The sequence below is a fragment of the Streptomyces sp. NPDC046862 genome, from assembly GCF_040704615.1.
Classification (GTDB): domain Bacteria; phylum Actinomycetota; class Actinomycetes; order Streptomycetales; family Streptomycetaceae; genus Streptomyces.
This window is the reverse complement of record NZ_JBEYXP010000012.1, coordinates 95,103-119,830: the sequence shown is the minus strand read 5'-3', so window position 1 is coordinate 119,830 and position 24,728 is coordinate 95,103. Positions and strand designations below refer to the sequence as shown.

Annotated in this window: 19 protein-coding genes; 7 read left to right on the top strand and 12 right to left on the bottom strand. The window is 69.9% G+C overall.

The annotated features are described in order from the left end of the window. Positions 1–38: 38 nt before the first annotated feature. From AB0959_RS15725 to AB0959_RS15695, 7 genes are all read left to right on the top strand, one after another. The gene (locus AB0959_RS15725) at positions 39–266 is read left to right on the top strand and encodes a ferredoxin family protein (protein ID WP_366826959.1); all 228 of its coding nucleotides are present in this window, start codon (positions 39–41) and stop codon (positions 264–266) included. A 14-nt stretch (positions 267–280) separates the two neighbouring features. Continuing rightward, the gene (locus tag AB0959_RS15720; RefSeq protein WP_366826958.1) at positions 281–1,621 is read left to right on the top strand and encodes an ABC transporter substrate-binding protein; all 1,341 of its coding nucleotides are present in this window, start codon (positions 281–283) and stop codon (positions 1,619–1,621) included. A gap of 41 nt (positions 1,622–1,662) precedes the next feature. Further along, positions 1,663–2,541 (top strand): ABC transporter permease, encoded by an 879-nt coding sequence (locus AB0959_RS15715; protein WP_366826957.1) that lies wholly within the window; start codon positions 1,663–1,665, stop codon positions 2,539–2,541. Next, a complete protein-coding gene (locus AB0959_RS15710) occupies positions 2,525–3,412 on the top strand; it encodes an ATP-binding cassette domain-containing protein (protein ID WP_366826956.1) in 888 nt (295 codons plus the stop codon). Before AB0959_RS15715 ends, AB0959_RS15710 begins: the two co-directional genes overlap by 17 nt. Before the next feature lie 30 nt (positions 3,413–3,442). Further along, entirely contained in the window at positions 3,443–6,322 is a 2,880-nt protein-coding gene (locus AB0959_RS15705) for a fumarate reductase/succinate dehydrogenase flavoprotein subunit (protein WP_366826955.1), read from the top strand. A 1,237-nt stretch (positions 6,323–7,559) separates the two neighbouring features. Next, positions 7,560–8,285 carry a helix-turn-helix domain-containing protein gene (locus tag AB0959_RS15700; RefSeq protein ID WP_366826954.1) on the top strand — a complete coding sequence of 242 codons (726 nt, stop codon included), beginning with the start codon at positions 7,560–7,562 and terminating at the stop codon, positions 8,283–8,285. A gap of 153 nt (positions 8,286–8,438) precedes the next feature. After that, the gene (locus tag AB0959_RS15695) at positions 8,439–8,966 is read left to right on the top strand and encodes a hypothetical protein (protein ID WP_366826953.1); all 528 of its coding nucleotides are present in this window, start codon (positions 8,439–8,441) and stop codon (positions 8,964–8,966) included. Between the two features lie 54 nt (positions 8,967–9,020). Here the strand turns inward: AB0959_RS15695 and AB0959_RS15690 are convergent, their stop codons facing one another. The 12 genes from AB0959_RS15690 to nuoE all read right to left on the bottom strand — a co-directional run bounded on the left by AB0959_RS15690 (position 9,021) and on the right by nuoE (position 24,714). Then, complete coding sequence (locus AB0959_RS15690) at positions 9,021–9,479, bottom strand: NUDIX domain-containing protein (RefSeq protein ID WP_366826952.1); 459 nt, start codon at positions 9,477–9,479, stop codon at positions 9,021–9,023. 9 nt (positions 9,480–9,488) lie between these two features. Then, on the bottom strand, positions 9,489–11,552 hold the full coding sequence (recQ, locus tag AB0959_RS15685) for a DNA helicase RecQ (RefSeq protein WP_366827067.1): 2,064 nt from the start codon (positions 11,550–11,552) through the stop codon (positions 9,489–9,491). Positions 11,553–11,784: 232 nt separating this feature from the next. Beyond that, on the bottom strand, positions 11,785–13,434 hold the full coding sequence (gene nuoN / locus AB0959_RS15680) for an NADH-quinone oxidoreductase subunit NuoN (protein ID WP_366826951.1): 1,650 nt from the start codon (positions 13,432–13,434) through the stop codon (positions 11,785–11,787). Continuing rightward, positions 13,431–15,002 (bottom strand): NADH-quinone oxidoreductase subunit M, encoded by a 1,572-nt coding sequence (locus AB0959_RS15675; RefSeq protein ID WP_366826950.1) that lies wholly within the window; start codon positions 15,000–15,002, stop codon positions 13,431–13,433. Before AB0959_RS15675 ends, nuoN begins: the two co-directional genes overlap by 4 nt. A 5-nt stretch (positions 15,003–15,007) precedes the next feature. Further along, on the bottom strand, positions 15,008–16,903 hold the full coding sequence (nuoL, locus tag AB0959_RS15670; protein ID WP_366826949.1) for an NADH-quinone oxidoreductase subunit L: 1,896 nt from the start codon (positions 16,901–16,903) through the stop codon (positions 15,008–15,010). A gap of 15 nt (positions 16,904–16,918) precedes the next feature. Beyond that, the gene (nuoK, locus tag AB0959_RS15665; protein ID WP_366826948.1) at positions 16,919–17,218 is read right to left on the bottom strand and encodes an NADH-quinone oxidoreductase subunit NuoK; all 300 of its coding nucleotides are present in this window, start codon (positions 17,216–17,218) and stop codon (positions 16,919–16,921) included. Further along, positions 17,215–18,048, bottom strand: a complete 834-nt coding sequence (locus AB0959_RS15660) for an NADH-quinone oxidoreductase subunit J (RefSeq protein WP_366826947.1) — start codon at positions 18,046–18,048, stop codon at positions 17,215–17,217. Before AB0959_RS15660 ends, nuoK begins: the two co-directional genes overlap by 4 nt. Next, the gene (nuoI, locus tag AB0959_RS15655) at positions 18,045–18,686 is read right to left on the bottom strand and encodes an NADH-quinone oxidoreductase subunit NuoI (protein WP_366826946.1); all 642 of its coding nucleotides are present in this window, start codon (positions 18,684–18,686) and stop codon (positions 18,045–18,047) included. The genes AB0959_RS15660 and nuoI overlap by 4 nt, the downstream gene beginning before the upstream one ends. Beyond that, the gene (nuoH, locus tag AB0959_RS15650) at positions 18,679–20,040 is read right to left on the bottom strand and encodes an NADH-quinone oxidoreductase subunit NuoH (protein ID WP_366826945.1); all 1,362 of its coding nucleotides are present in this window, start codon (positions 20,038–20,040) and stop codon (positions 18,679–18,681) included. The genes nuoI and nuoH overlap by 8 nt, the downstream gene beginning before the upstream one ends. Beyond that, a complete protein-coding gene (locus AB0959_RS15645) occupies positions 20,037–22,541 on the bottom strand; it encodes an NADH-quinone oxidoreductase subunit G (protein ID WP_366826944.1) in 2,505 nt (834 codons plus the stop codon). Before AB0959_RS15645 ends, nuoH begins: the two co-directional genes overlap by 4 nt. Further along, a complete protein-coding gene (gene nuoF / locus AB0959_RS15640) occupies positions 22,538–23,890 on the bottom strand; it encodes an NADH-quinone oxidoreductase subunit NuoF (protein ID WP_366826943.1) in 1,353 nt (450 codons plus the stop codon). Before nuoF ends, AB0959_RS15645 begins: the two co-directional genes overlap by 4 nt. Further along, entirely contained in the window at positions 23,887–24,714 is an 828-nt protein-coding gene (gene nuoE, locus AB0959_RS15635) for an NADH-quinone oxidoreductase subunit NuoE (protein WP_366827066.1), read from the bottom strand. The genes nuoF and nuoE overlap by 4 nt, the downstream gene beginning before the upstream one ends. Positions 24,715–24,728: the final 14 nt, after the last annotated feature.

The window sequence follows — 24,728 nt, the reverse complement described above, 5'->3', positions numbered from 1 at the left end:
CCCGCAGATCCCCCAGCTCGACCTCCCTGGAGACAGCCATGGCTTTGGCGCCCCAGCGGGCCGACGTGCCCGTGACCATCGACGAGTCGAAGTGCATCGACGGCTGCACGCTCTGCGTGGACATGTGCCCGCTGGACTCCCTCGCCATCGACGAGACCAACGGCAAGGCCTACATGCACGTCGACGAGTGCTGGTACTGCGGCCCGTGCGCGGCCCGCTGTCCCACCGGTGCCGTCACGGTCAACATGCCCTATCTGCTCCGGTGAGAGGTCCGACATCCATGAAGCACAAAGCAGTCGCCGCGGCGGCCCTGCTGCTCGTCCCGCTGACCGCCTGCGGCGGAAACGCGGCGGCAGGGGACGACGGCACCGTGACCGTCACCGTCGGCTACCAGTCCAAGACCATCAACACGGTCACGGCGGGCACCCTCCTGCGCTCCCTCGGCTCCTTCGAGAAGCAGCTCAACGCCCTCCACGACGGCCATACCTACAAGGTGGACTGGCAGGACTACGCCACCGGCGCCCCCATCACCGCCCAGATGACCGCCGGAAAGATCGACATCGGCTCGATGGGCGACTTCCCGCTGCTGATCAACGCGGCCCGCGGGAAGCAGCTGGGCAAGCCCACGCACCTGGTCTCGGTCACCGGCTACAACCTGCGCGGCGGCCTCAACACCATTGTCACGGCCCCCGACTCCAAGCTCTCCTCCCTGGAGGACCTGAAGGGCAAGAAGGTCTCGACGAGCGTCGGCTCGGCGGCCGACGGCACCCTCGTACGGGCCCTGCAGCGGGCGGGCATCGACCCGAACAAGGGCATCGAGAAGCTCAACCAGCAGCCCGCGGTCGGTGCTTCGGCCCTCTCGGCGGGCAGCGTGGACGCGCTCTCGCAGTTCGTGGCGTGGCCGGGCCTGCTCACGTTCCAGGGCAAGGCGAAGGCGCTGTACGACGGCGCGCAGCTGAACCTGCCGACGTTCCACGGCGTGACGGTCCGCGAGGACTTCGCCAAGCAGCGCCCCACCGTGGTGGACGCCTTCCTCAAGGCCCAGGCCGAGGCCACCGACTACCTCGACGCCCACCCCGTGGACGCCGCCGAGAAGGTCGCCAAGGCCACCGGTCTGCCCGCCGAGGTGGTCTACCTCTACAACGGCGCCCACGGCATCTCCACGTTCGACCCGGCCGTCAAGCCCCAGCTCGTCTCCGCGCTGAAGAAGGACGTGTCGGTCCTCAAGGCGGCGAAGCTGACCGGTGACGTCGACGTGGACTCCTTCGTCGACGACGGCTACGTCAAGAAGGCCCTGGGCTCGGACTACGCCGCGCGCCTCTCCTCGACCCCGCCGGCGGCGGCGAGCGAGGTCTGGCCGAAGGGCGCCACCGAGACCCGTACCTTCAGGACGCCCGCCGAACTGCTGGCCTACGTCGCGCAGCACAAGGACTCCATCCGCGCCGCCTACGTGCCCGACGCCACCACCGGCACCCTGTGGTTCGCCGACAAGGCGGTGTGGGTGGCCGACGGCGACCAGCTCCTGCCCTTCGTCGCGCCGGCGACCGCGAAGACGTACGTCGACGGGCACGGCGGCGCCCGCGTCATCACGTACGACGACGCGCTGAAGCAGGCGTCGTGACCGGGAAGCCCGCGGCCAGGCATGGGGTGACCGGGCATCAGGTGACCAGGCATACCGCGACCCGCTATGCGCTGAGGGCGGCCTCGCTGGCGGTCGCCCTCGGCCTCTGGCAGCTGCTGACCAGCCTCGACGTGAACCTGTGGCTGCGGTTCTCGCAGTTCCCGACCGTCACCGACGTGGCCCACGCCTTCGTCGACCGCCTCTCCGGCGCCGACTACTGGACGGACCTCACCGACAGCCTCACCCGCATCGTCACCGGCTTCGTGCTGGCGGCGGTGCTGGGCGTGGCCACGGGTGTGCTCGTGGCCCGCTCCCGCCTGGCCGAGGACCTCCTCGGGCCGGTCCTCGAGGTCATCCGTCCGATCCCGGCCATCGCCCTCGTGCCCGTGGCGATCCTCCTCTTCCCGAGCAACGAGCAGGGCATCGTCTTCATCACCTGCACCGCCGCCTACTTCCCGGTCCTGGTCTCCACCCGGCACGCCGTCCGCGCGCTGACGCCGGTGTGGGAGGAGGCCGTGCGGACCATGGGCGGCGGCCGTTGGCGGATCCTCGGTTCGGTGGTGCTGCCGGGCGCGCTGCCCGGCATCTTCGGCGGCCTGTCGGTGGGCATCGGTGTCTCGTGGATCTGTGTGATCTCCGCCGAGATGATCTCCGGCCAGTACGGCGTCGGCTACCGCACCTGGCAGGACTACACGATCGTCAACTACCCGGGCGTCTTCGTCGGCATGGTCACGATCGGCGTCCTCGGCTGGCTCACCTCCACGGCCGTGGAACTGCTGGGCCGCCGTCTCACCCACTGGCTGCCGCGCACGTCGTACGACTCCGGTGTGCGGCCCCCGCGGCGGGAGCGCGGTGCCTCCGCCCCCGTACCGACCGGCTCCCGGAGCAAGGAGGACGTGTCCCATGGCCAGCTCGTCTGACGTCCGTTCCCCTGACGTCCGTTCCCCTGACGTCCGTTCCCCTGACGTCCAGTCCCCTGACGTCCAGTCCCCTGACGTCCAGTCCCCTGAGGCCCAGTCCCCTGAGGCCCGTTCCCCTGAGGTCCGGTCAGCGTCCCCGGGCGGCGCGGGCCTCGGCCTGCACGGCGTCATCCTCGGGCGTCCGGGCGCGCCGGTGCTCGACGGCGTGGACCTCGATGTGGCCCCTGGCGAGATCCTCACCGTCGTCGGCCCCTCCGGCTGTGGCAAGTCGACGCTGCTGCGCACGCTGGCAGGGCTGCTGCCCACCCTCGGCGGAAACGTCACCCAGGACGCCCGGCCCCTGACGGGACCCTCCGCCGACCGCGCCCTGATCTTCCAGGAGGACGCCCTCCTGCCCTGGCGCACCCTGCGCGCCAACGTGGAACTCCCGCTGGCCATCCAGGGTCTGTCACGTGCCGAGCGCAGGGAGCAGGCCGAGTCCTGGCTCGCCCGCGTCGGACTCACGGAGCAGTCCCGGCAGTTGCCGCACCGCGTCTCCGGAGGTCAGCGCCAGCGCGCGCAACTGGCCCGCGCCCTCGCCGCCCGCCCGCGCGCCGTCCTCATGGACGAACCCTTCGGCGCCCTCGACGCCCAGACCCGCGCCGGCATGCAGGACCTGCTGGTGGAGGTGTTGCGCGGTACGGGCGCGACCGTCGTCTTCGTCACCCACGACGTGGACGAGGCGCTGTTCCTCGGCGACCGCGTGGCCCTCCTCGGCTCGGGGCGCCTCGCCGCCGTACGCGACGTACCGCGCCCGCGCGACCGTACGGCGCACGACGATCCGGCGCGTGTGGCGCTGCGACGCGAAGTCCTCTCCTCGCTCGGTACCTGAAAGGCACCCGGACACCTGAAAGGCACCCCGGTGACCACCCCCGTGAACACCCCTCTTCAGATCCCCGCCATCGGCGACGCCGAGGAGCTGATCTGCGACGTCCTCGTCATCGGCGGCGGCACGGCCGGCACGATGGCGGCCCTGACCGCCGCCGAGCACGGCGGAGACGTCCTGCTCCTGGAGAAGGCGCACGTCCGCCACTCCGGCGCGCTCGCCATGGGCATGGACGGCGTCAACAACGCGGTCATCCCCGGCCGCGCCGAGCCCGACGACTACGTCGCCGAGATCACCCGCGCCAACGACGGCATCGTCGACCAGTCCACCGTCCGCCAGACCGCCACCCGCGGCTTCGCCATGGTGCAGCGGCTGGAGTCGTACGGGGTGAAGTTCGAGAAGGACGAGCACGGCGAGTACGCGGTCCGCCAGGTCCACCGGTCGGGGTCCTATGTGCTGCCCATGCCGGAGGGCAAGGACGTCAAGAAGGTCCTCTACCGGCAGTTGCGGCGCCGCGAGATGCGGGAGCGCATCCGCATCGAGAACCGGGTGATGCCAGTGCGCGTGCTGACGTCCGAGGACGACGGGCGCGCCGTGGGGGCGGCGGGCTTCAACACCCGTACGGGACAGTTCGTCGTCGTCCGCGCGGGTGCGGTGATCCTCGCGACCGGCGCCTGCGGCCGCCTGGGCCTGCCCGCCTCCGGCTACCTCTACGGCACGTACGAGAACCCGACGAACGCGGGCGACGGCTACGCCATGGCGTACCACGCGGGCGCCGAACTCACCGGCATCGAGTGCTTCCAGATCAACCCGCTGATCAAGGACTACAACGGCCCGGCCTGCGCCTACGTCGCCAACCCCTTCGGCGGCTACCAGGTCAACCGGCACGGCGAACGCTTCGTCGACTCCGACTACTGGTCGGGGCAGATGATGGCGGAGTTCGCGGCGGAAGTCGCTTCGGACCGCGGCCCGGTGTACCTGAAGCTGAGCCACCTCCCCGAGGAGTCGATCTCCGCCCTGGAGTCGATCCTGCACTCGACGGAACGCCCGACGCGCGGGACCTTCCACTCGGGCCGGGGCCACGACTACCGCACCCACGACATCGAGATGCACATCTCGGAGATCGGCCTGTGCGGCGGCCACTCGGCCTCGGGCGTCCGGGTGGACGACCACGCCCGCACGACCGTCCCCCGGCTGTACGCCGCCGGTGACCTGGCCTGCGTCCCGCACAACTACATGATCGGCGCGTTCGTCTACGGCGACCTGGCGGGCGCGGACGCGTCCCAGTACGCGTCGTACGAAGGGGAGTTGCCGGACGATCAGCTCCGCGAGGCGCACGAGCTGATCTACCGTCCGCTGCGCAACCCCGACGGCCCGCCGCAGACCCAGGTCGAGTACAAGCTGCGTCGCTTCGTGAACGACTACGTGGCCCCGCCGAAGTCCGGCGCCCGTCTCTCCCTGGCCCTGGAGGCCTTCGAGCGGATGCACGCCGACATCGCCGAGATGGGAGCCCACACCCCGCACGAGTTGATGCGCTGCGCCGAGGTCACCTTCATCCGCGACTGCGCGGAGATGGCCGCGCGGGCCTCCCTGGCCCGCACGGAGTCCCGCTGGGGTCTCTACCACGACCGTCTCGACCACCCCCACCGCGACGACACCTCGTGGTTCCACCACCTCGACCTGTACAAGTCCCCTTCCGGCGCCATGCAGTTCACGGCCCGTCCCGTGGCTCCGTACCTGATCCCCGTCGAGGGCTTCAGCCCGGCCGGCGGCCCGTCCCGAGTCCTCGGCGAGGTCCACGCCGAGGAGGTGGCGACGGCGGGGGCGCGCGATGCGGCGCCGGTGGCCGGCACGGTCGGCACAACTGGCACAGGCGGCATAGGAGGCACAGGAGGCACGGACGGCAGAGGGCCCGTCCCGCTTGCCGACTCCCCCTCCGAGGGCTCACCCGAGACGTCCTCCGCCCGCCTCCTCGAACTCGTCGCGCTCGCCGACGAGCAGCCCGAACTCACCACTCTGCGTCCCTACTTGATCGACCCCGCGCCCGGCGTCCGGCGCGAGGCCGTCGCCGTCCTCACCGAGACCCTGCCGGCCGGCACCGGTCCCGCCCTCGCCGCCGCGCTCCGCGACCCGCACGGCGACGTCCGCGCCGCCGCGGCGGCCTCCCTGCGCGAACTGGTCGAGACGCTGCCGCCCGACGCCGCTCTTCGCGAGGGCCTCACCGAGGCCCTGTCGGAGCCCGACCCCGTCGTCCGCGCCGCGGCCCTCGACGTCCTGCGCGCCCTGCGCCTCGGCGGCACCGAACTGTTCGCGCGCGCCCTGTCGGACCCCGACATCGCCGTCCGCATCGAGGCGGTGCGCGCTCTCGTCTCGGTCGACGCCGCTCAGTCGCTGGCCCGGGCGGCGGGCGACGAGTCCCGCGAGGTCCGTGTCACCGTGGCCAAGGCGCTGGCCGGCGTCGGCGCGGGGCACCCGGAGCGGACCGTCCTGCACGAGCTCACCGAGGACGCCGACCCCCTGGTGCGCGGTGCCGCGTTCGCGTCGCTGGCCTCCGCGGCCTGCCCGGCTCCGCTGGGCGCGCGGGCCGTCGAGGCGCTGGACGACGGTGCCTGGCAGGTCCGCGCCGGTGCGGCCACGGCCCTCGCCACCGCGGATCCCACCGTGGCGGTGCCCGCCCTCGCCGGGGCCCTCGCCGACCCGAACGCCGACGTCCGCAAAGCGGCGGTCCTCTCGCTCACCCGCCACACCACCGACGCGAACGCCCGCGTGGCTCTCACCACAGCCGCGAAGGACTCCGACGCGGATGTGAGGGCGTTCGCTTCACGCGCTCTACAGAGCGTTTCCGGAGAACTACACACCGTGGGATCCGACGGGGTCTCAATTGCCCGAGCCCGTGCGGATGTTGACGATGCGTAAGAACACGGCGGGTTACCGCGAGCCGGGCGGACGCAAAAGCTACCCTTAGTGATTAGTCGATATTCCGAAAATCGAGGACAGCTCTTCGGCGGCGGACAGGTCGGCCATTCACTCACCCGGCACATCTCGCTCGTGACCGCATACCTTGAATTCGCCCGAGGATTACCGGAAGGATCTCGCGAGACCGCACCCCCACACCTCCGAAGGATGTTAAGTGGAGCGGTTTTGCGCACTTTACCGCGCACTTTCCATTTGGTTGAACGCTTGAGTTCACGGTCGGGGCAGCGCGCCCACCCTCACATTGTCCGGTCAAACGGCGACTCAGGGATGGTCATTATTCACTTTTCTCGCGCCGGTTCGAAAGCTGAACGATGTCGAGCAGGCGACAAAGGGGGCAGGTCGTGACCAAGGTAATGAACTGCCCGGCAATACGGAACGTCTCGCCTTTGCGGGTGGCCGCCGTCAAATAGCGTCCCCGAACCCCTCCTGGTAGGGAGTGGCCCGCGGGAGGTTCCTTGTCGCAGTTACCTTTTCGCAGCTCATGGTGTTTACTGGTTGCAGGTCTGAGCCTTGGTGGGTCCAGGCCCTTTCCTGGAGACCCTGGGGGTGGTTCCCCAGGGTCTCCTTGTTTTCGATGGCACCACCCTCCACGCCCCCTCTGCCCATCTGCAGGAAATTTTCCAGCGAACTTGCGCATGAGCTTTCAAAAGTCACGTGCTTCAACTTGGCGTGAACTGCGGAATACTGACGGTGACAGCGCCCGAACGCGTGCGCGCCAGGAGCGCAAACCCGGTGCAAACCCCTCCCGTGAAGGGTTTGATTTCCGCTCTCCGACGGATACCGCGCTCCGTAGTGAATTACCGCTCTCTCGCGCATGCTTGACTGGCGATTTCCTCTCACCGAGATGTAACTTGGTCGACCTGACGTCTTCGCCTCGCACCGGACCTAAACCAGCCGGATGCTCATGCGACGGAGAGGGCGCTGGACCCACCACCCCGGGTGCGTGCGCGATCGCGGACGCACCCGGGATCCCCGTCCCCCTCCCCTCCGGAAGGACTCAGACCTCGATGCAGACCGCCATCCATGATGGCGTCGTCGCGCAGCGCACGCCCTGCCCCCAGGGAGCCGGCACCCGTCGGCTGACGGACCGTCACCGTCACGCACTGTCGCGGTCGTACGCTTCGGCACCGTCCCACGACACGGCCACGAACCGCACGGCCACGACGGGAGGGTGACCATGCCTCCCAAGGTCGACGCGTTCCGCACCCTCGACGTCCTCAAGGGCCGTCAGACGATGCCCGAAGGCAGCTTCCTCGACCACCTCCCGGGCGACACCTGGCCGCTGCTCGTCAGAGCCTGGGGCTCGGACGCCCGGGTGTACGAGCGTGACGAGGAACTGCCGCTCGGACCGGACGACCGGCATGTGTACATCGTCCTCGGCGGCTGCGTCCTGCAGGAGCGCTTTCCTCTCGGCACCAAGATCACACGGTTCCGTGGGGTCGGCCAGCTCCTGGGCGAGGCCAAGCTCATCGAACCGGCGGCCTCGGTCAGGACCGTCTGCCTGACCACGACCTGGGTCATGCCCTGCCCCGTCCAGCGCATGAACGTTCTCCTCCACCAGCAGCCCGACGCCCAACTGGCCCTGCTGCGCAGTCTGGAGGACCGCAACCGCAGCGACGAACGGATCTACGGCACGGTCACCCGTCCGCCCCTGCAGCGGGTCGGTAGCCTCCTGCTGCACCTCGCCGATGTCGCCGGTACGAGCAGCGCCTCCCAGCCCGGCCACACCACCATCCTGGGGCCGACCCAGAGGGACATCGCCGACGCCCTGTCCATGGGCATGTCCACCGTGGAGAACGCGATCCGCTCCCTCCGCGACACCCACCGCGCGATCACCAGCAAGTACCGGCAGTTCGTGGTGACGGACCCCTCCGCTCTCCACGACATCGTCATGCCCGCGTAGGCGCTTCGAGCCGCCGCGGCACGACGACCGGGCCGGACCCCGGGCCGGGCCCGGGACCCGGCCCGGCCCGGACCCACCCACCACGACTTCCTGCAGCGTCGCAGGGACCCCTGAGGGTCACGCACGCTCGCGTCTCGAACGGATCGGACCACGATGACCCTCAGCTCGACCACCTTGGCGATCGGCACCAGCGCGGGCTCCCTGCTGGTCGCCTCCCTGTCCGCCTTGTTCGGCGGCCTCATGACCGCCCTCACCTTCCTCGGGATACGCCACCACGCGCGGGTCTTCGCGTGGATGAGGAAGAACCGCGACACCGACGAGGACGCCAAGGACCTCGAGGACGCCGCCGGCTACCTCAAGGAGACCTTCGAGAAGCTCTGCGAACTCGCGCAGAAGCCCTGCCGGGCCACCGAACTGGAGCCGCTGCGACGGCTGCGTCACCTCATCAACGCCTCCGCCGCCCAACTGGAGGTGCTCCACACCGAACTCCGGACCGTCGCGGGGCGCATCGACGACTATCTCTCCACGGGGCTACCCGAGTTGGCCGGCACGGCACGGGTGCCGTGCGCGGAGCACGACGCCCAACTGGAGCGCGCGATGAAGCAGGAACACGCCCGCATCGAGCTCGAACACGCCGTGAGCAGAGCGCAGCAGCGGATCCGTGCCCTGCGCAAGCCCTGACCGGGTTCTGACCGGTTCACGTGGGGCGTCGGCCGTGAACGGCGCCCCCACGCTTCATATCTTCGGCAGGATCCGTTCGAAGAACTCCCGGTCCTCGGCGAAGGTCGGCCGCAGTCGAAGGAACTCCGCCACCGTCACCCACCGCGCGTCACTCACCTCGCCGGGCTGCATGACGACCTCTCCCTCCTCCACGTCCGCCGTCCACCAGTGCAGCCGGAACTGCCGGTCGTCCGTCTCCGACTCCCAGACCTTCGCCAGCGGGGACACCGTCAGCCCCACCTCTTCGCGGACCTCCCGCACCAGTGCCTCCGCCTGGCTCTCGCCCGGCTCGAGCTTCCCGCTGAGCGGCGCCCAGTAGCCCGACCGCCGGGCTTCCGGGCCGCGCTCGATGACGAGCACGCGGTCACCCCGCCGCAGCACGGCGACGATGGCGTCGCGCTGCGGCGACTCGTCAGGCTCCTCCGACTCGTCCCACGGCCCTGGCTGGTCCGGCTGCGGCACCTGCTGCTCCATCACGCCCCCCTACGCCCAGTCGTCCGGCTCGGGGTCCGGCTCCGCGTCCGGCCAGTCGAAGGCCTCGTCCGCGTCGCTCGCCGCCGCGCCTCCCGGTCCCGCCGACCCCGCCGATCCGGCCGAGTCTCCCGGTCCGCTGTGGGCAGGAGCGCCGTCGGCCGGCCCGCCCAGCGAGGCGAGCACCTCCAGCACCCCTTCCCCGTACGTCGCCAGCTTCTTTTCCCCGACCCCGCCGATCCCGCCCAGCTCGTCGACCGACGTCGGTCGCACCGTGGCGATCTCGCGGAGCGTGGCGTCGTGGAAGATGACGTACGCCGGAACGCCCTGCTCGCGCGCCTGCTCGGCACGCCAGGCGCGCAGCGCCTCGAAGACCGGGAGCAGTTCCTCGGGAAGCTCGGCCACCGCGGCCTTCGCCTTGCGCTCGCCCCGGCCGGAGGACGACGAGCCGCCCGAGGCCGCCCGCGAGGCCACCGGCTTCTTCGGCTCCTTGCGCAGCGGCACCTCCCGCTCCCGCCGCAGCACGGACCCGCTGGCCTCGGTCAGCACCAGCGTCCCGTACTCGCCCTCCACGGCGATCAGTCCCTGCGCGAGCAACTGCCGTACGACGCCCCGCCACTCGCCCTCGCCCAGCTCCTCGCCGATCCCGAAGACGGACAACTGGTCGTGGTCGAACTGGATGACCTTGCCGGTCCGCTTCCCGAGCAGGATGTCGATGATCTGCCCGGCCCCGAACTTCTGCCCGCGCTCGCGCTGCAACCGCACCACCGTGGACAGCAGCTTCTGCGCCGCGACGGTGCCGTCCCAGGTCTCCGGCGGGCTCAGGCACGTGTCGCAGTTGCCGCAGCCTCCAGGGGTCGGGTCCTGCCCGAAGTAGGCCAGCAGCTGCCCCCGTCGGCACTGTGCCGTCTCGCACAGCGCCAGCATGGAGTCCAGGTGGGCGGCGGCCCGGCGGCGGAACGCCTCGTCGCCGTCGCCTGTCTGGATCAGCTTCCGCTGCTGAACCACGTCCTGGAGCCCGTACGCCATCCACGCCGCGGACGGCAGCCCGTCACGCCCCGCCCGGCCGGTCTCCTGGTAGTACCCCTCCACCGACTTCGGCAGGTCGAGGTGCGCGACGAACCGCACGTCCGGCTTGTCGATGCCCATGCCGAAGGCGATGGTCGCCACGACGACCAGGCCCTCCTCCCGCAGGAACCGCGCCTGGTGGGCCGCGCGCGTGCCGGCGTCGAGACCGGCGTGGTACGGCACCGCCTCGATGCCGTTCCTGCTCAGGAACTCGGCCGTCCGCTCCACCGAGTTGCGCGAGAGGCAGTACACGATCCCCGCGTCGCCCGGGTGCTCCTGCTTGAGGAAGTTCAGCAGCTGCTTCTTGGGGTCGGCCTTCGGGACGACCCGGTACTGGATGTTGGGCCGGTCGAAGCTGGCCTCGAAGTGGCGGGCCCCCGGCATGCCGAGCCGCTCGGTGATCTCCTTGTGCGTGGCGCGCGTGGCCGTGGCGGTCAGCGCGATCCGGGGGACGTCGGGCCAGCGCTCGCCCAGCAGCGACAGCGACAGGTAGTCGGGCCGGAAGTCGTGGCCCCACTGCGACACGCAGTGCGCCTCGTCGATCGCGAACACCGAGATCTTGCCGCGCCCGAGCAGGGCCGTCGTCGCGTCGAGCCGCAGCCGCTCCGGCGCCAGATACAGCAGGTCCAGCTCACCGGCCAGGTACTCCGCCTCGACCACGCGCCGCTCGTCGAAGTCCTGCGTGGAGTTCATGAACCCGGCGCGCACTCCCAGTGCCCGCAGCGCGTCCACCTGGTCCTGCATCAGCGCGATCAGCGGGGAGACGACCACGCCCGTGCCCGGCCTGACCAGCGCCGGGATCTGGTAGCAGAGCGACTTGCCGCCACCGGTCGGCATGAGCACGACGGCGTCGCCGCCCGCCACCACGTGCTCGATGATCGCTTCCTGCTCACCGCGGAAGGCGTCGTACCCGAAGACCCGGTGCAGCACGGCCAGCGCCTCGCTGTCGGCCGAGCGCCCTGCCTCCGTGACCGCCCCGTCCACTTCCATCACAGCCGTCCCACCCATCCCAGTCATCACCCGTCCCCCGTGTGTCGTCCGCCGTCGTCCACGTCAACCCGTGTCGCCCGTGTCGCCCGCGTTTCCTCCAGCACTGGCCACGATAGGGGTCCGCACCGACAGCCTCAGAGTTATCCACAGGTCGCACCCGAGAGCCGCACCGAGAGCCGCCCTCACACGACGGGACCCGGCCCCCTCGGGAGACCGGGTCCCACGCGTGTCCGCACCGCTCAGCGGAGCGTCACCGCACAAACACTCCCGCCTGTCCCGCCAGGTCCAGGAAGTACTGCGGCGCCACACCGAGCACGAGCGTGACCGCCACACCCACCCCGATCGCCGTCATGGTCAGCGGCGACGGCACGGCGACCGTCGGCCCCTCGGGGCGCGGCTCGCTGAAGAACATGAGCACGATCACGCGGATGTAGAAGAACGCCGCGATGGCCGACGAGATCACACCGATCACGACGATCGCTCCCGCCCCGCTCTCGGCCGCCGCCTTGAACACGGCGAACTTACCGGCGAACCCGGAGGTCAGCGGAATGCCCGCGAAGGCCAGCAGGAACACCGCGAACACGGCCGCCACCAGCGGGGACCTGCGCCCGAGCCCGGCCCACTTGGACAGGTGGGTGGCCTCGCCGCCCGCGTCCCGTACGAGGGTGACCACCGCGAAGGCGCCGATCGTCACGAACGAGTAGGCGCCCAGGTAGAACAGCACCGACGAGACGCCGTCGGGCGAGGTCGCGATGACACCCGCGAGGATGAATCCCGCGTGCGCGATCGACGAGTACGCCAGGAGCCGCTTGATGTCGGTCTGGGTGATCGCGACGATGGCGCCGCCCAGCATGGTGACGATCGCGACGGCCCACATGACCGGCCGCCAGTCCCAGCGCAGGCCGGGCAGGACGACGTACAGCAGCCTGAGCAGCGCGCCGAAGGCCGCCACCTTGGTCGCCGCCGCCATGAAGCCGGTGACCGGGGTAGGCGCGCCCTGGTAGACGTCGGGCGTCCACATGTGGAACGGCACCGCGCCCACCTTGAACAGCAGGCCCATGACGACCATCGCGGCGCCGATGAGCAGCAGCGCGTCGTTGCCCATGGTGTCGGCGAGCGCCGGGTTGACGTTCTGGACGGTGCCGTCGACGACCTGGGCGATCGTCGCGTACGACACCGAGCCCGCGTAGCCGTACAGCAGCGCGATGCCGAAGAGGGTGAACGCGGAGGCGAAGGCGCCCAGCAGGAAGTACTTGACCGCTGCCTCCTGCGACATGAGCCGCTTGCGGCGGGCCACGGCGCACAGCAGGTACAGCGGGAGGGAGAAGACCTCCAGGGCGACGAACAGGGTCAGCAGGTCGTTCGCCGACGGGAAGACCAGCATGCCGCCGATCGCGAAGAGCAGCAGCGGGAACACCTCGGTGGTGGTGAACCCTGCCTTCACCGCGGCCTTCTCGCTGTCGCTGCCCGGCACGGACGCGGCCTGCGCGGCGAACGAGTCGACCCGGTTGCCGTGCACCTCCGGGTCCAGGCGCCGCTCGGCGAAGGTGAACACGCCGAGCAGTCCGGCCAGCAGGATCGTGCCCTGGAGGAACAGGGCCGGTCCGTCGACGGCGACGGCACCCATCGCGGCGATGCCGGCCTTCGTGGTGCCGTATCCGCCGGCCGCCAGGCCGATCACGGCCGCGAAGGAGGCGGCCAGTGCGACGACGGCCACGAACACCTGGGCGTAGTAACGGGACTTGCGTGGCACGAAGGCCTCGATCAGCACCCCGACGATCGCCGCACCGATGACGATCAGGGTGGGCGACAGCTGCCCGTACTCGATCTTCGGCGCGTCGATCTTCTCGATCGGATCGGCCGCCATTGTCCACAGGCTGTGGACGGCTGATGCGCTCACTTGGCCGCCTCCACCTCGGGCTGGGGGTCCTTCTTATGGACGTCGGACATGGTCTGCTTCACTGCCGGGTTGACGACGTCGGTGAGCGGCTTCGGGTAGACGCCCAGGAAGACCAGCAGGACGATCAGCGGGGCGACCACCACGAGTTCCCGCACCCTGAGGTCGGGCATCTTCGCCACATCGGGCTTCACCGGGCCCGTCATCGTCCTCTGGTAGAGCACGAGGACGTAGAGCGCGGCGAGGACGATGCCGAAGGTGGCGATGATCCCGATCGCCGGGTAGCGCGAGAACGTGCCGACCAGGACCAGGAACTCACTGACGAACGGGGCGAGCCCGGGCAGGGAGAGGGTCGCGAGACCGCCGATCAGGAACGTGCCGGCGAGCACCGGGGCGACCTTCTGGACCCCTCCGTAGTCGGCGATGAGCCGCGACCCGCGCCGCGAGATCAGGAAGCCTGCCACCAGCATCAGCGCGGCGGTCGAGATCCCGTGGTTGACCATGTAGAGCGTGGCGCCCGACTGGCCCTGGCTGGTCATCGCGAAGATGCCCATGATGATGAAGCCGAAGTGCGAGATCGACGCGTACGCCACCAGACGCTTGATGTCGCGCTGGCCGACCGCGAGCAGCGCCCCGTAGATGATGCTGATGAGGGCGAGGACGAGGATCGCGGGCGTCGCCCACTTGCTGGCCTCGGGGAACAGCTGGAGGCAGAAGCGGAGCATCGCGAAGGTGCCCACCTTGTCGACGACCGCCGTGATCAGGACGGCGACCGGGGCGGTGGACTCCCCCATCGCGTTCGGCAGCCAGGTGTGGAGCGGCCACAGGGGCGCCTTCACCGCGAACGCGAAGAAGAAGCCGAGGAACAGCCAGCGCTCCGTGCTGGTCGCCATGTGCAGCGTGCCGTTGGCGCGGGCCTCGGCGATCTCCGTGAGCGAGAAGTTCCCGGCGACCACGTACAGGCCGATGACCGCGGCCAGCATGATGAGGCCGCCGACCAGGTTGTAGAGGAGGAACTTCACGGCCGCGTACGACCGTTGCGTCGACGCCGTCTCCTCGCCGTGCTGGTGGGCACGGTCCCCGTAGCCGCCGATGAGGAAGTACATCGGGATGAGCATGGCTTCGAAGAAGATGTAGAAGAGGAAGACGTCGGTGGCCTCGAAGGAGATGATCACCATCGCCTCGACGGCCAGGATCAGGGCGAAGAAGCCCTGTGTCGGCCGCCACCGTTTGCTGCCCGTCTCCAGCGGGTCGGCGTCGTGCCAGCCCGCGAGGATGATGAACGGGATCAACAGGGCCGTGAGCGCGATCAGCGCCACCGCGATGCCGTCCACGCCCAGCTCGTACCGCACCCCGAAGTCCGCGATCCAGGCGTGGGACTCGGTGAGCTGGTAGCGGGCCCCGTCCGGGTCGAAGCGTGCGAACACGGTCACGGCGAGGGCGAGCGTGGCCAGCGAGACGATCAGCGCCAGCCATTTCGCGGCGGTGCGCCGGGCGGCCGGCACGGCTGCCGTGGCGATCGCCCCGAGGGCGGGGAGCGCCGCCGTCGCTGTCAGCAGAGGAAAGGACATCGGTATCAGACCGCCCTCATCAGCAGGGTCGCGGCGATGAGGACCGCCGCACCGCCGAACATCGAGACCGCGTACGACCGCGCGAAGCCGTTCTGCAGCTTGCGCAGCCGTCCGGACAGGCCGCCCATCGTGGCCGCCGTGCCGTTGACGACGCCGTCGACCAGCGTGTGGTCGACGTACACCAGGGAGCGCGTGAGGTGTTCGCCGCCGCGGACCAGGACGACGTGGTTGAAGTCGTCCTGGAGGAGGTCGCGGCGGGCTGCCCGGGTGAGCAGGGATCCGCGCGGGGCGACGACCGGGATGGGACGGCGCCCGTACTGGGCGTAGGCGAGTCCGACGCCGAGGACCATCACGGCCACCGTGGAGAGCGTGACCGTGAGGGCGCTGACCGGCGGGTGCCCGTGCTCGAAGCCGGTGACCGGCTCCAGCCACTTCACGAACCGCTCGCCGATTCCGAAGAACGCGCCCGCGAAGACCGACCCGACGGCCAGCACCATCATGGGGATCGTCATGACCTTGGGCGACTCGTGCGGGTGGGGCTCGTGGCCGTGCTCGTCGGGCTGCCAGCGCTTCTCACCGAAGAACGTCATCAGCATCACGCGCGTCATGTAGAACGCCGTGATCGCCGCGCCCAGCAGGGCCGCGCCGCCGAGGATCCAGCCCTCGGTGCCGCCCTTGGCGAACGCCGCCTCGATGATCTTGTCCTTGGAGAAGAAGCCGGACAGGCCCGGGAATCCGATGATGGCGAGGTAGCCGAGGCCGAACGTCACGAAGGTGATCGGCATGTACGTGCGCAGGCCGCCGTACTTCCTCATGTCGACCTCGTCGTTCATGCCGTGCATGACCGATCCGGCGCCGAGGAACAGCCCGGCCTTGAAGAAGCCGTGCGTCACCAGGTGCATGATCGCGAAGGCGTAGCCGATGGGACCGAGGCCCGCGGCCAGCACCATGTAGCCGATCTGCGACATGGTCGACCCGGCGAGCGCCTTCTTGATGTCGTCCTTCGCGCAACCGACGATCGCACCGAACAGGAGCGTGACGGCACCGACCACGGTGACCACCAGCTGCGCGTCCGGCGCCGCGTTGAAGATGTCGGCGGAGCGGACGATCAGGTAGACGCCGGCGGTGACCATGGTCGCGGCGTGGATGAGGGCCGAGACCGGGGTCGGGCCCTCCATCGCGTCCCCGAGCCAGGACTGCAGCGGCACCTGGGCGGACTTGCCGCAGGCGGCGAGCAGCAGCATCAGGCCGATGGCGGTGAGCCTGCCCTCGGAGGTGTCGCCGGTGGCCTCCAGGACCGGCCCGAAGGCGAAGGTCCCGAAGGTGGTGAACATCAGCATGATGGCGATGGACAGGCCCATGTCGCCGACGCGGTTGACCAGGAAGGCCTTCTTCGCGGCCGTGGCGGCGCTGGGCTTGTGCTGCCAGAAGCCGATCAGCAGGTACGAGGCGAGACCGACGCCCTCCCAGCCGACGTACAGCAGCAGGTAGTTGTCGGCGAGGACGAGCAGCAGCATCGCCGCGAGGAACAGGTTCAGATAGCCGAAGAAGCGGCGTTTGCGCTCGTCGTGCTCCATGTACCCGATCGAGTACACGTGGATGAGCGAGCCGACTCCGGTGATCAGCAGGACGAACGTCATCGACAGCTGGTCGAGCTGGAAGCCGACGTTCGCCTGGAAGTTCCCGACCGAGATCCAGCTGAACAGGTGCTGCATCAGCGTTCGGTGTTCGGGGTCCTTGCCCAGCATGTCGGCGAAGAGGACGACACCGATGACGAAGGAGAGGGCCGCGAAAGCCGTGCCGATCAGATGGCCGACGGCGTCGAGGCGCCGGCCGCCGCACAACAGGACGACCGCTCCCAGCAGAGGCGCCGCCACCAGCAGCGCAATCAGGTTCTCCACGATTCTTCCGACCCCTTACAGCTTCATCAGACTGGCGTCGTCGACCGAGGCCGAGTGGCGGGCACGGAACACCGACACGATGATCGCGAGTCCGACCACGACCTCCGCTGCGGCGACGACCATCGTGAAGAACGCGATGATCTGGCCGTCGAGGTTGCCGTGCATCCGGGAGAAGGTGACGAACGCGAGGTTGCAGGCGTTGAGCATCAGCTCGACGCACATGAACACCACGATCGCGTTCCGCCTGATGAGCACGCCGGTCGCGCCGATCGTGAACAACAGGGCGGAGAGGTACAGGTAGTTGACGGGATTCACTTCGACCCCTCCCCGCTGTTGGAGCCCCCGCTGTTCGAGCGCTCCAGGCGGTCCTCGGCGCGCTGCTCCAGGGCCTTGAGGTCCTGCAGCGCCTCGGTCGACACGTCACGTACCTGACCGCGGTCCCGCAGCGTCTTGCTGACGGTGAGGTCGGACGTGGTGCCGTCCGGGAGGAGGCCCGCGATGTCCACCGCGTTGTGCCGGGCGTACACGCCGGGCGCCGGCAGCGGCGGTACGTGCTTGCCCTCGCGGACGCGCTGCTCGGCCAGCTCGCGCTGGGTCTTGGCGCGCTCGGTGCGCTCGCGGTGCGTGAGCACCATGGCGCCGACCGCGGCCGTGATGAGCAGGGCGCCGGTGAGCTCGAAGGCGAACACGTACTTGGTGAAGATAAGGGCGGCGAGGCCCTCCACGTTGCCGTTCGCGTTGGCCTGGCCGAGGCCGTTGAAGTCCTTCAACGCGGCGTTGCCGATGCCCGCGAACAGCAGGATGCCGAAGCCGAGGCCGCAGAGAAGGGCCAGCCAGCGCTGGCCCTTGATGGTCTCCTTCAAGGAGTCCGCCGCCGTGACGCCGACAAGCATCACCACGAACAGGAACAGCATCATGATCGCGCCGGTGTAGACGACGATCTGCACGACGCCCAGGAAGTAGGCGCCGTTGGCGAGGTAGAAGATCGCCAGGACGATCATGGTGCCGGCGAGGCAGAGCGCGCTGTGCACGGCCCTCTTCATGAAGACGGTGCACAGGGCGCCGATCACGGCGACGGTGCCGAGCACCCAGAACTGGAACGCCTCTCCGGTGGAGGTGGAGTAGGCGGCGAGCTGCGCGGTCATCGGCCGATCACCTTCTTCGACGCCGGCTCGCCCTCACCGAAGGTGGAGGCCCCCTCCTGCGGGACCTCGCCCTTGGAGAGGGCGACCTGAGGCTCCGTACCGGGCGCGGCCTCGGTGACCAGGCCGCGGTAGTAGTCCTGCTCGTCCATGCCGGGGTAGATCGCGTGCGGCGAGTCGACCATGCCCTCTTCGAGGCCGGCGAGCAGCTGTTCCTTGGTGTAGATGAGGTTCGCGCGGCTGGAGTCGGCCAGCTCGAACTCGTTGGTCATCGTCAGCGCGCGCGTGGGGCACGCCTCGATGCACAGGCCGCACAGGATGCAGCGGGCGTAGTTGATCTGGTAGACGCGGCCGTACCGCTCGCCCGGCGAGTAGCGCTCCTCGTCCGTGTTGTCCGCGCCCTCCACGTAGATGGCGTCGGCGGGACAGGCCCAGGCGCACAGCTCGCAGCCGACGCACTTCTCCAGGCCGTCCGGATGGCGGTTGAGCTGGTGCCGGCCGTGGAACCGCGGGGCGGTGGTCTTCTGCTGCTCCGGATACTGCTCGGTCAGCCGCTTCTTGAACATGGCCTTGAAGGTCACGCTGAAGCCGGCGACGGGGTTCTGGAAACCCGGCTTGGTCTCCTTCGGCTCATCAGCCATCGGACGCCTCCCTTCCACTCGAAGATCCGTCACTGTCAGTATCGGACCCACCACTGACAATCAGCTCCCGCTCGCGGCGGGGGCGCCTGCGCGGCACGGGCGGCAGGGTCTGTCCGGGCAGGGGCGGTACGGGGAATCCGCCGGCCATGGGGTCGAACGCGGCGGGTTCGGCGGGCTTGTCCCGCTCCTCGCTCCGGCCGCGGAACATGTCCACGACGAACGAGAGCAGCAGCAGGACGAGGACTGCTCCGCCGACGTACAGCGCGATCTCCGCGAAGTCGTAGTTCTCGTTGCGCAGGGTCCGTACGGTCGCCACCAGCATCAGCCAGACCACGGAGACCGGGATGAGGACCTTCCAGCCGAGCTTCATCAACTGGTCGTAGCGGACGCGCGGGAGCGTGCCGCGCAGCCAGATGAAGAAGAACAGCAGCAGCTGCACCTTGATCACGAACCAGAGCAGCGGCCACCAGCCGTGGTTGGCGCCCTCCCAGAAGCCGCTGATGGGCCACGGTGCCCGCCAGCCGCCGAGGAAGAGCGTCACGGACACGGCCGAGACCGTCACCATGTTCACGTACTCGGCGAGCATGAACATCGCGAACTTGATGGACGAGTACTCGGTGTTGAAGCCGCCGACCAGGTCGCCCTCGGACTCCGGCATGTCGAAGGGGGCGCGGTTGGTCTCGCCGACCATGGTCACGATGTAGATCACGAACGAGACGGGCAACAGGATGATGTACCAGCGGTCCTGCTGGGCCTCGACGATCGCCGACGTCGACATCGACCCCGAGTAGAGGAACACGGAGGCGAAGGCGGCGCCCATGGCGATCTCGTACGAGATCATCTGCGCGCAGGAGCGCAGGCCACCGAGCAGCGGGTAGGTGGATCCGGAGCTCCAGCCCGCCAGCACGATGCCGTAGATGCCCACCGAGGCGACCGCGAGGATGTAGAGCATCGCGATCGGCAGGTCCGTGAGCTGCATCGTGGTGCGCTGGCCGAAGATCGAGATCTCGTTGCCGGCCGGCCCGAAGGGGATCACCGCGATCGCCATGAAGGCCGGGATGGCGGCGACGATCGGCGCGAGGACGTAGACCACCTTGTCCGCGCGTTTGACGATGACGTCTTCCTTGAGCATCAGCTTGATGCCGTCGGCGAGCGACTGGAGCATGCCCCAGGGGCCGTGCCGGTTGGGGCCGATGCGCAGCTGCATCCAGGCGACGACCTTGCGCTCCCACACGATGGAGAAGAGCACGGTCACCATCAGGAAGGCGAAGCAGAACACCGCCTTGATGACGACCAGCCACCAGGGGTCGCGGCCGAACATCGAGAGGTCCTCCGCGGCGAGGTACGCCGTCACGCCTCCACCTCCTTCGTGTCCTCGGGGGCGAGGGTCGCCGGGCCGATGCGGACGAGTGCGCCGGGCAGCGCCCCGGTGTCGGAGGCGACGCCTGTTCCGGCGGAGTTCAGCGGGAGCCAGACCACACGGTCGGGCATCTCGGTGATCTGCAGCGGGAGTTCCACGGCCCCGGCCGGGCCGCTCACCGCGAGGAGGTCACCCTCCTTGACGCCCGCCTCGGCGGCCGTGGCGGCCGACACGCGCGCGCGTGCGGCGTGCCGCGTCCCGGCGAGCGCCTCGTCGCCGTCCTGAAGGCGGCCCTGGTCGAGCAGCAGCCGGTGCCCGGCCAGGACGGCCTCTCCGGCGGCGGGCCGCGGCAGCTGGCCGGCGGTCTCCAGGGGCTCGCTCGCCCGCGTACCGTCCCAGGCCCCGAGGCGGTCGATCTCCGCGCGCGTGGTGCGCAGATCGGGCAGCCCCAGGTGGACGTCCATCGCGTCGGCCAGCATCTGGAGCACGCGCCCGTCGGTGGGCGCCAGGCGGCGGGTCATCTGGTCGGGCTTGAGGGCGGCCTCGAAGGGGCGTACCCGGCCCTCCCAGTTGACGAAGGTGCCCGCCTTCTCGGCGACCGCCGCGACGGGGAGCACCACGTCCGCGTGCTCGGTGACCTCGCTGGGCCGCAGCTCCAGCGACACCAGGAAGCCGACGTCGGCGAGTGCCTCACGCGCGCGTGCCGGGTCGGGAAGGTCGGCGACCTCCACGCCCGCCACCACCAGCGCGTCGAGCTTGCCGCCGGCCGCGGCCTCGATGATCTGGCCGGTGTCCCGTCCGTAGCGGTGCGGGAGGACGGCGACACCCCACACGCGGGTGACCTCGTCCTGCGCGCGCGGGTCGGTGGCCGGACGCCCGCCCGGCAGCAGCGACGGCATCGCGCCCGCCTCGATCGCGCCGCGCTCCCCGGCCCGGCGCGGGATCCACACCAGCTCGGCACCGGTCGCCGCCGCGGCCCGTACGGCGGCGGTGAGCCCGCCCGCCACCGCGGCCAGCCGCTCCCCGACGACGATCACGGCGCCCTCGGCGCGCAGCGCCTCGGCGGCCTGCGCGCCGCCCTCCTCCAGACCGACCCGGCTGGCGAGGGCGTCCAGCCACTCGGTCTCGGTGCCGGGCGCGGCGGGCAACAGCGTGCCTCCGGCCTTCTCCAGACCCCGGGTCGCGTGCGTGGACAGTGCGAACACCTTCTGCCCGTGCCCCCGCCAGGCCTTGCGCAGCCGCAGGAAGACGCCGGGCGCCTCCTCCTCGGCCTCGAACCCGACGAGCAGGACCGCGGGCGCCTTCTCCAGTGAGGTGTACGTGACGCCCGTACCGTCGAGGTCGCGTCCGTGTCCCGCCACCCGGGCGGCCAGGAAGTCGGTCTCCTCGACGCTGTGCACGCGCGCGCGGAAGTCGATGTCGTTGGTGTCGAGTGCCACGCGCGCGAACTTGCTGTACGCGTAACTGTCCTCCACGGTGAGGCGGCCGCCGGTCAGAACGCCGGCGCGTCCCCGGGCCGCAAGCAGCCCCTTGGCGGCGGCGTCGAGGGCCTCCGGCCAGGAGGCGGGCTCCAGCTCACCCGACTCACCGCGCACGAGCGGCGTCGTCAGCCGGTCCGGCCGCTGGGCGTACCGGAACGCGAACCGCCCCTTGTCGCAGATCCACTCCTCGTTGACCTCGGGGTCCTGGGCGGCCAGCCGCCGCATGACCTTGCCGCGCCGGTGGTCCGTACGTGTCGCGCAGCCGCCGGAGCAGTGCTCGCACACGGACGGCGACGAGACCAGGTCGAAGGGGCGGGAGCGGAAGCGGTACGCCGCCGAGGTCAGCGCGCCCACCGGGCAGATCTGGATGGTGTTCCCGGAGAAGTACGACTCGAAGGGGTCGCCCTCGCCGGTTCCGACCTGCTGGAGCGCGCCCCGCTCGATCAGCTCGATCATCGGGTCGCCCGCGATCTGGTTGGAGAACCGGGTGCAGCGGGCGCACAGCACGCACCGCTCGCGGTCGAGGAGCACCTGCGTGGAGATCGGCACGGGCTTCTCGTAGGTGCGCTTCTTGCCTTCGAAGCGGGACTCGGAGTGGCCGTGCGACATGGCCTGGTTCTGCAGCGGGCACTCGCCGCCCTTGTCGCAGACCGGGCAGTCCAGCGGGTGGTTGATGAGCAGGAGCTCCATCACACCCTTCTGGGCCTTCTCGGCGACGGGCGAGGTGAGGTGCGTCTTGACGACCATCCCGTCGGTGCAGGTGATCGTGCAGGACGCCATGGGCTTGCGCTGGCCCTCGACCTCGACGATGCACTGGCGGCAGGCGCCGGCCGGGTCGAGGAGGGGGTGGTCGCAGAACCGCGGGATCTCGATGCCGAGCTGCTCGGCGGCCCGGATGACCAGGGTGCCCTTGGGCACGCTGATCTCTACGCCGTCGATCGTCAGCGAGACGAGATCCTCCGGCGGGACCGCCGCTTCTCCGCCCCCGGACGGAGCGCTGGTGGTCACCGTCATGCGTTCACCTCCGTGCGCTTGTCGGCCCAGGCCGTGGACTTGGCCGGGTCGAAGGGGCAGCCCCGGCCCGTGATGTGCTCCTCGTACTCCTCGCGGAAGTACTTGAGGGAGGAGAAGATCGGCGAGGCGGCGCCGTCGCCGAGGGCGCAGAAGGACTTGCCGTTGATGTTGTCGGCGATGTCGTTCAGCTTGTCGAGGTCGGACATGACGCCCTTGCCGGCCTCGATGTCGCGCAGCAACTGCACGAGCCAGTAGGTCCCTTCACGGCAGGGCGTGCACTTGCCGCAGGACTCGTGGGCGTAGAACTCGGTCCAGCGGGTCACGGCCCGCACGACGCAGGTGGTCTCGTCGAAGCACTGCAGGGCCTTGGTGCCGAGCATGGACCCGGCGGCGCCGACGCCCTCGTAGTCGAGGGGGACGTCGAGGTGCTCGTCGGTGAACATCGGTGTGGAGGAGCCGCCCGGCGTCCAGAACTTCAGCCGGTGACCGGGCCGCATGCCGCCGCTCATGTCGAGGAGCTGGCGCAGCGTGACGCCGAGCGGGGCCTCGTACTGGCCGGGCTGGGCGACATGGCCGCTGAGCGAGTACAGCGTGAAGCCCGGCGACTTCTCGCTGCCCATCGACCTGAACCATTCCTTTCCCTTTTGCAGAATGGCGGGAACCGACGCGATCGACTCGACGTTGTTCACAACAGTCGGGCACGCGTAGAGGCCCGCGACGGCAGGGAAGGGGGGACGGAGCCGCGGTTGACCACGGCGGCCTTCGAGCGAGTCGAGCAGTGCGGTCTCCTCACCGCAGATGTACGCGCCCGCGCCCGCGTGCACGGTGAGTTGGAGGTCGAGTCCGCTGCCCAGGACGTTCTCGCCGAGGTAGCCCGCCGCGTAGGCCTCACGGACGGCCTCGTGCAACCGCCGCAGAACGGGGACGACTTCACCACGCAGATAGATGAAGGCATGAGACGACCTGATGGCATAACAGGCGATGACAATGCCCTCGATGAGGCTATGCGGGTTCGCGAAGAGGAGCGGAATGTCCTTGCACGTTCCGGGCTCCGATTCGTCGGCGTTGACAACTAGATAGTGCGGTTTTCCATCTCCCTGCGGAATGAACTGCCACTTCATTCCCGTCGGGAATCCCGCGCCACCGCGCCCGCGCAGTCCGGACTCCTTGACGTACGCGATCACGTCGTCCGGCGACATGGCGAGCGCCTTGCGGAGCCCCTCGTACCCTTCGTGCCTCTTGTAGACGTCCAGCGTCCAGGACTTGTCCTCGTCCCAGAAGGCCGACAGCACGGGTGCGAGCAGCTTCTCCGGGCTGGTGTCCTTGAGCTCGGTTGCCACCGTCATCACTCCCCCTCCTCGGCGACAGGACCCGCCGGGTGGGCAGGGTCGGAGGCCGACGTGTCCTGTGGCGCGTCGTGCGAGCTGAGGTGCTCGGTCGGTGACGGCTCGTGCACCCTGTCCTGCGGCTCGTCGTGGGGTCCGCCGTCCCGCGGATGCACCACGCGCGCGGTGGCCTCGCCCTTGGCCAGGCGGAGCCCGATCAGCGAGGCGGGTCCCGCGCTGCCGCTCGCCTCGACGGCCCCTTCCCGCTCGTCGGGGAAGCCCGCCAGGATCCGGGCGGTCTCCTTGAACGTGCACAGGGGGGCGCCTCGGGTGGGCTCGACCCGCGCTCCCGCGCGCAGGTCGTCGACGAGCTGCCTGGCGCTGTCCACGGTCTGGTTGTCGAAGAACTCCCAGTTGACCATCACGACCGGCGCGAAGTCGCAGGCCGCGTTGCACTCGATGTGCTCCAGGGTGACCTTGCCGTCGTCGGTGGTCTCGCCGTTGCCGACGCCGAGGTGCTCCTGGAGGGACTCGAAGATCGCGTCCCCGCCCATCACCGCGCACAGGGTGTTGGTGCAGACGCCCACCTGGTAGTCACCGCTCGGCTTGCGCCGGTACATGGTGTAGAAGGTGGCGACCGCGGTGACCTCGGCCGTGGTGAGGCCCAGCACGTCGGCGCAGAACTGCATGCCGGTGCGGGTGACGTGGCCCTCCTCCGCCTGCACGAGGTGCAGCAACGGCAGCAGGGCGGAGCGGGAGTCCGGGTAGCGGGCGACGACCTCGGCCGCGTCCCGCTCCAGCCGGGCTCGGACGTCGTCCGGGTAGTCGGGCGCGGGCAGCTGGGGCATGCCCAGGCTGACGC

Coding starts and splice junctions, on each gene's coding strand:
- AB0959_RS15700 (WP_366826954.1), top strand. CDS start 7,560: ATGCCTCCCAAGGTCGACGCGTTCCGCACCCTCGACGTCCTCAAGGGC.
- nuoI (WP_366826946.1), bottom strand. CDS start 18,686: ATGGCTGATGAGCCGAAGGAGACCAAGCCGGGTTTCCAGAACCCCGTC.
- nuoE (WP_366827066.1), bottom strand. CDS start 24,714: ATGCCCCAGCTGCCCGCGCCCGACTACCCGGACGACGTCCGAGCCCGG.
- AB0959_RS15675 (WP_366826950.1), bottom strand. CDS start 15,002: ATGTCCTTTCCTCTGCTGACAGCGACGGCGGCGCTCCCCGCCCTCGGG.
- AB0959_RS15660 (WP_366826947.1), bottom strand. CDS start 18,048: ATGACCGCGCAGCTCGCCGCCTACTCCACCTCCACCGGAGAGGCGTTC.
- AB0959_RS15720 (WP_366826958.1), top strand. CDS start 281: ATGAAGCACAAAGCAGTCGCCGCGGCGGCCCTGCTGCTCGTCCCGCTG.
- AB0959_RS15725 (WP_366826959.1), top strand. CDS start 39: ATGGCTTTGGCGCCCCAGCGGGCCGACGTGCCCGTGACCATCGACGAG.
- AB0959_RS15690 (WP_366826952.1), bottom strand. CDS start 9,479: ATGGAGCAGCAGGTGCCGCAGCCGGACCAGCCAGGGCCGTGGGACGAG.
- AB0959_RS15645 (WP_366826944.1), bottom strand. CDS start 22,541: ATGACGGTGACCACCAGCGCTCCGTCCGGGGGCGGAGAAGCGGCGGTC.
- AB0959_RS15695 (WP_366826953.1), top strand. CDS start 8,439: ATGACCCTCAGCTCGACCACCTTGGCGATCGGCACCAGCGCGGGCTCC.
- AB0959_RS15710 (WP_366826956.1), top strand. CDS start 2,525: ATGGCCAGCTCGTCTGACGTCCGTTCCCCTGACGTCCGTTCCCCTGAC.
- recQ (WP_366827067.1), bottom strand. CDS start 11,552: ATGGGTGGGACGGCTGTGATGGAAGTGGACGGGGCGGTCACGGAGGCA.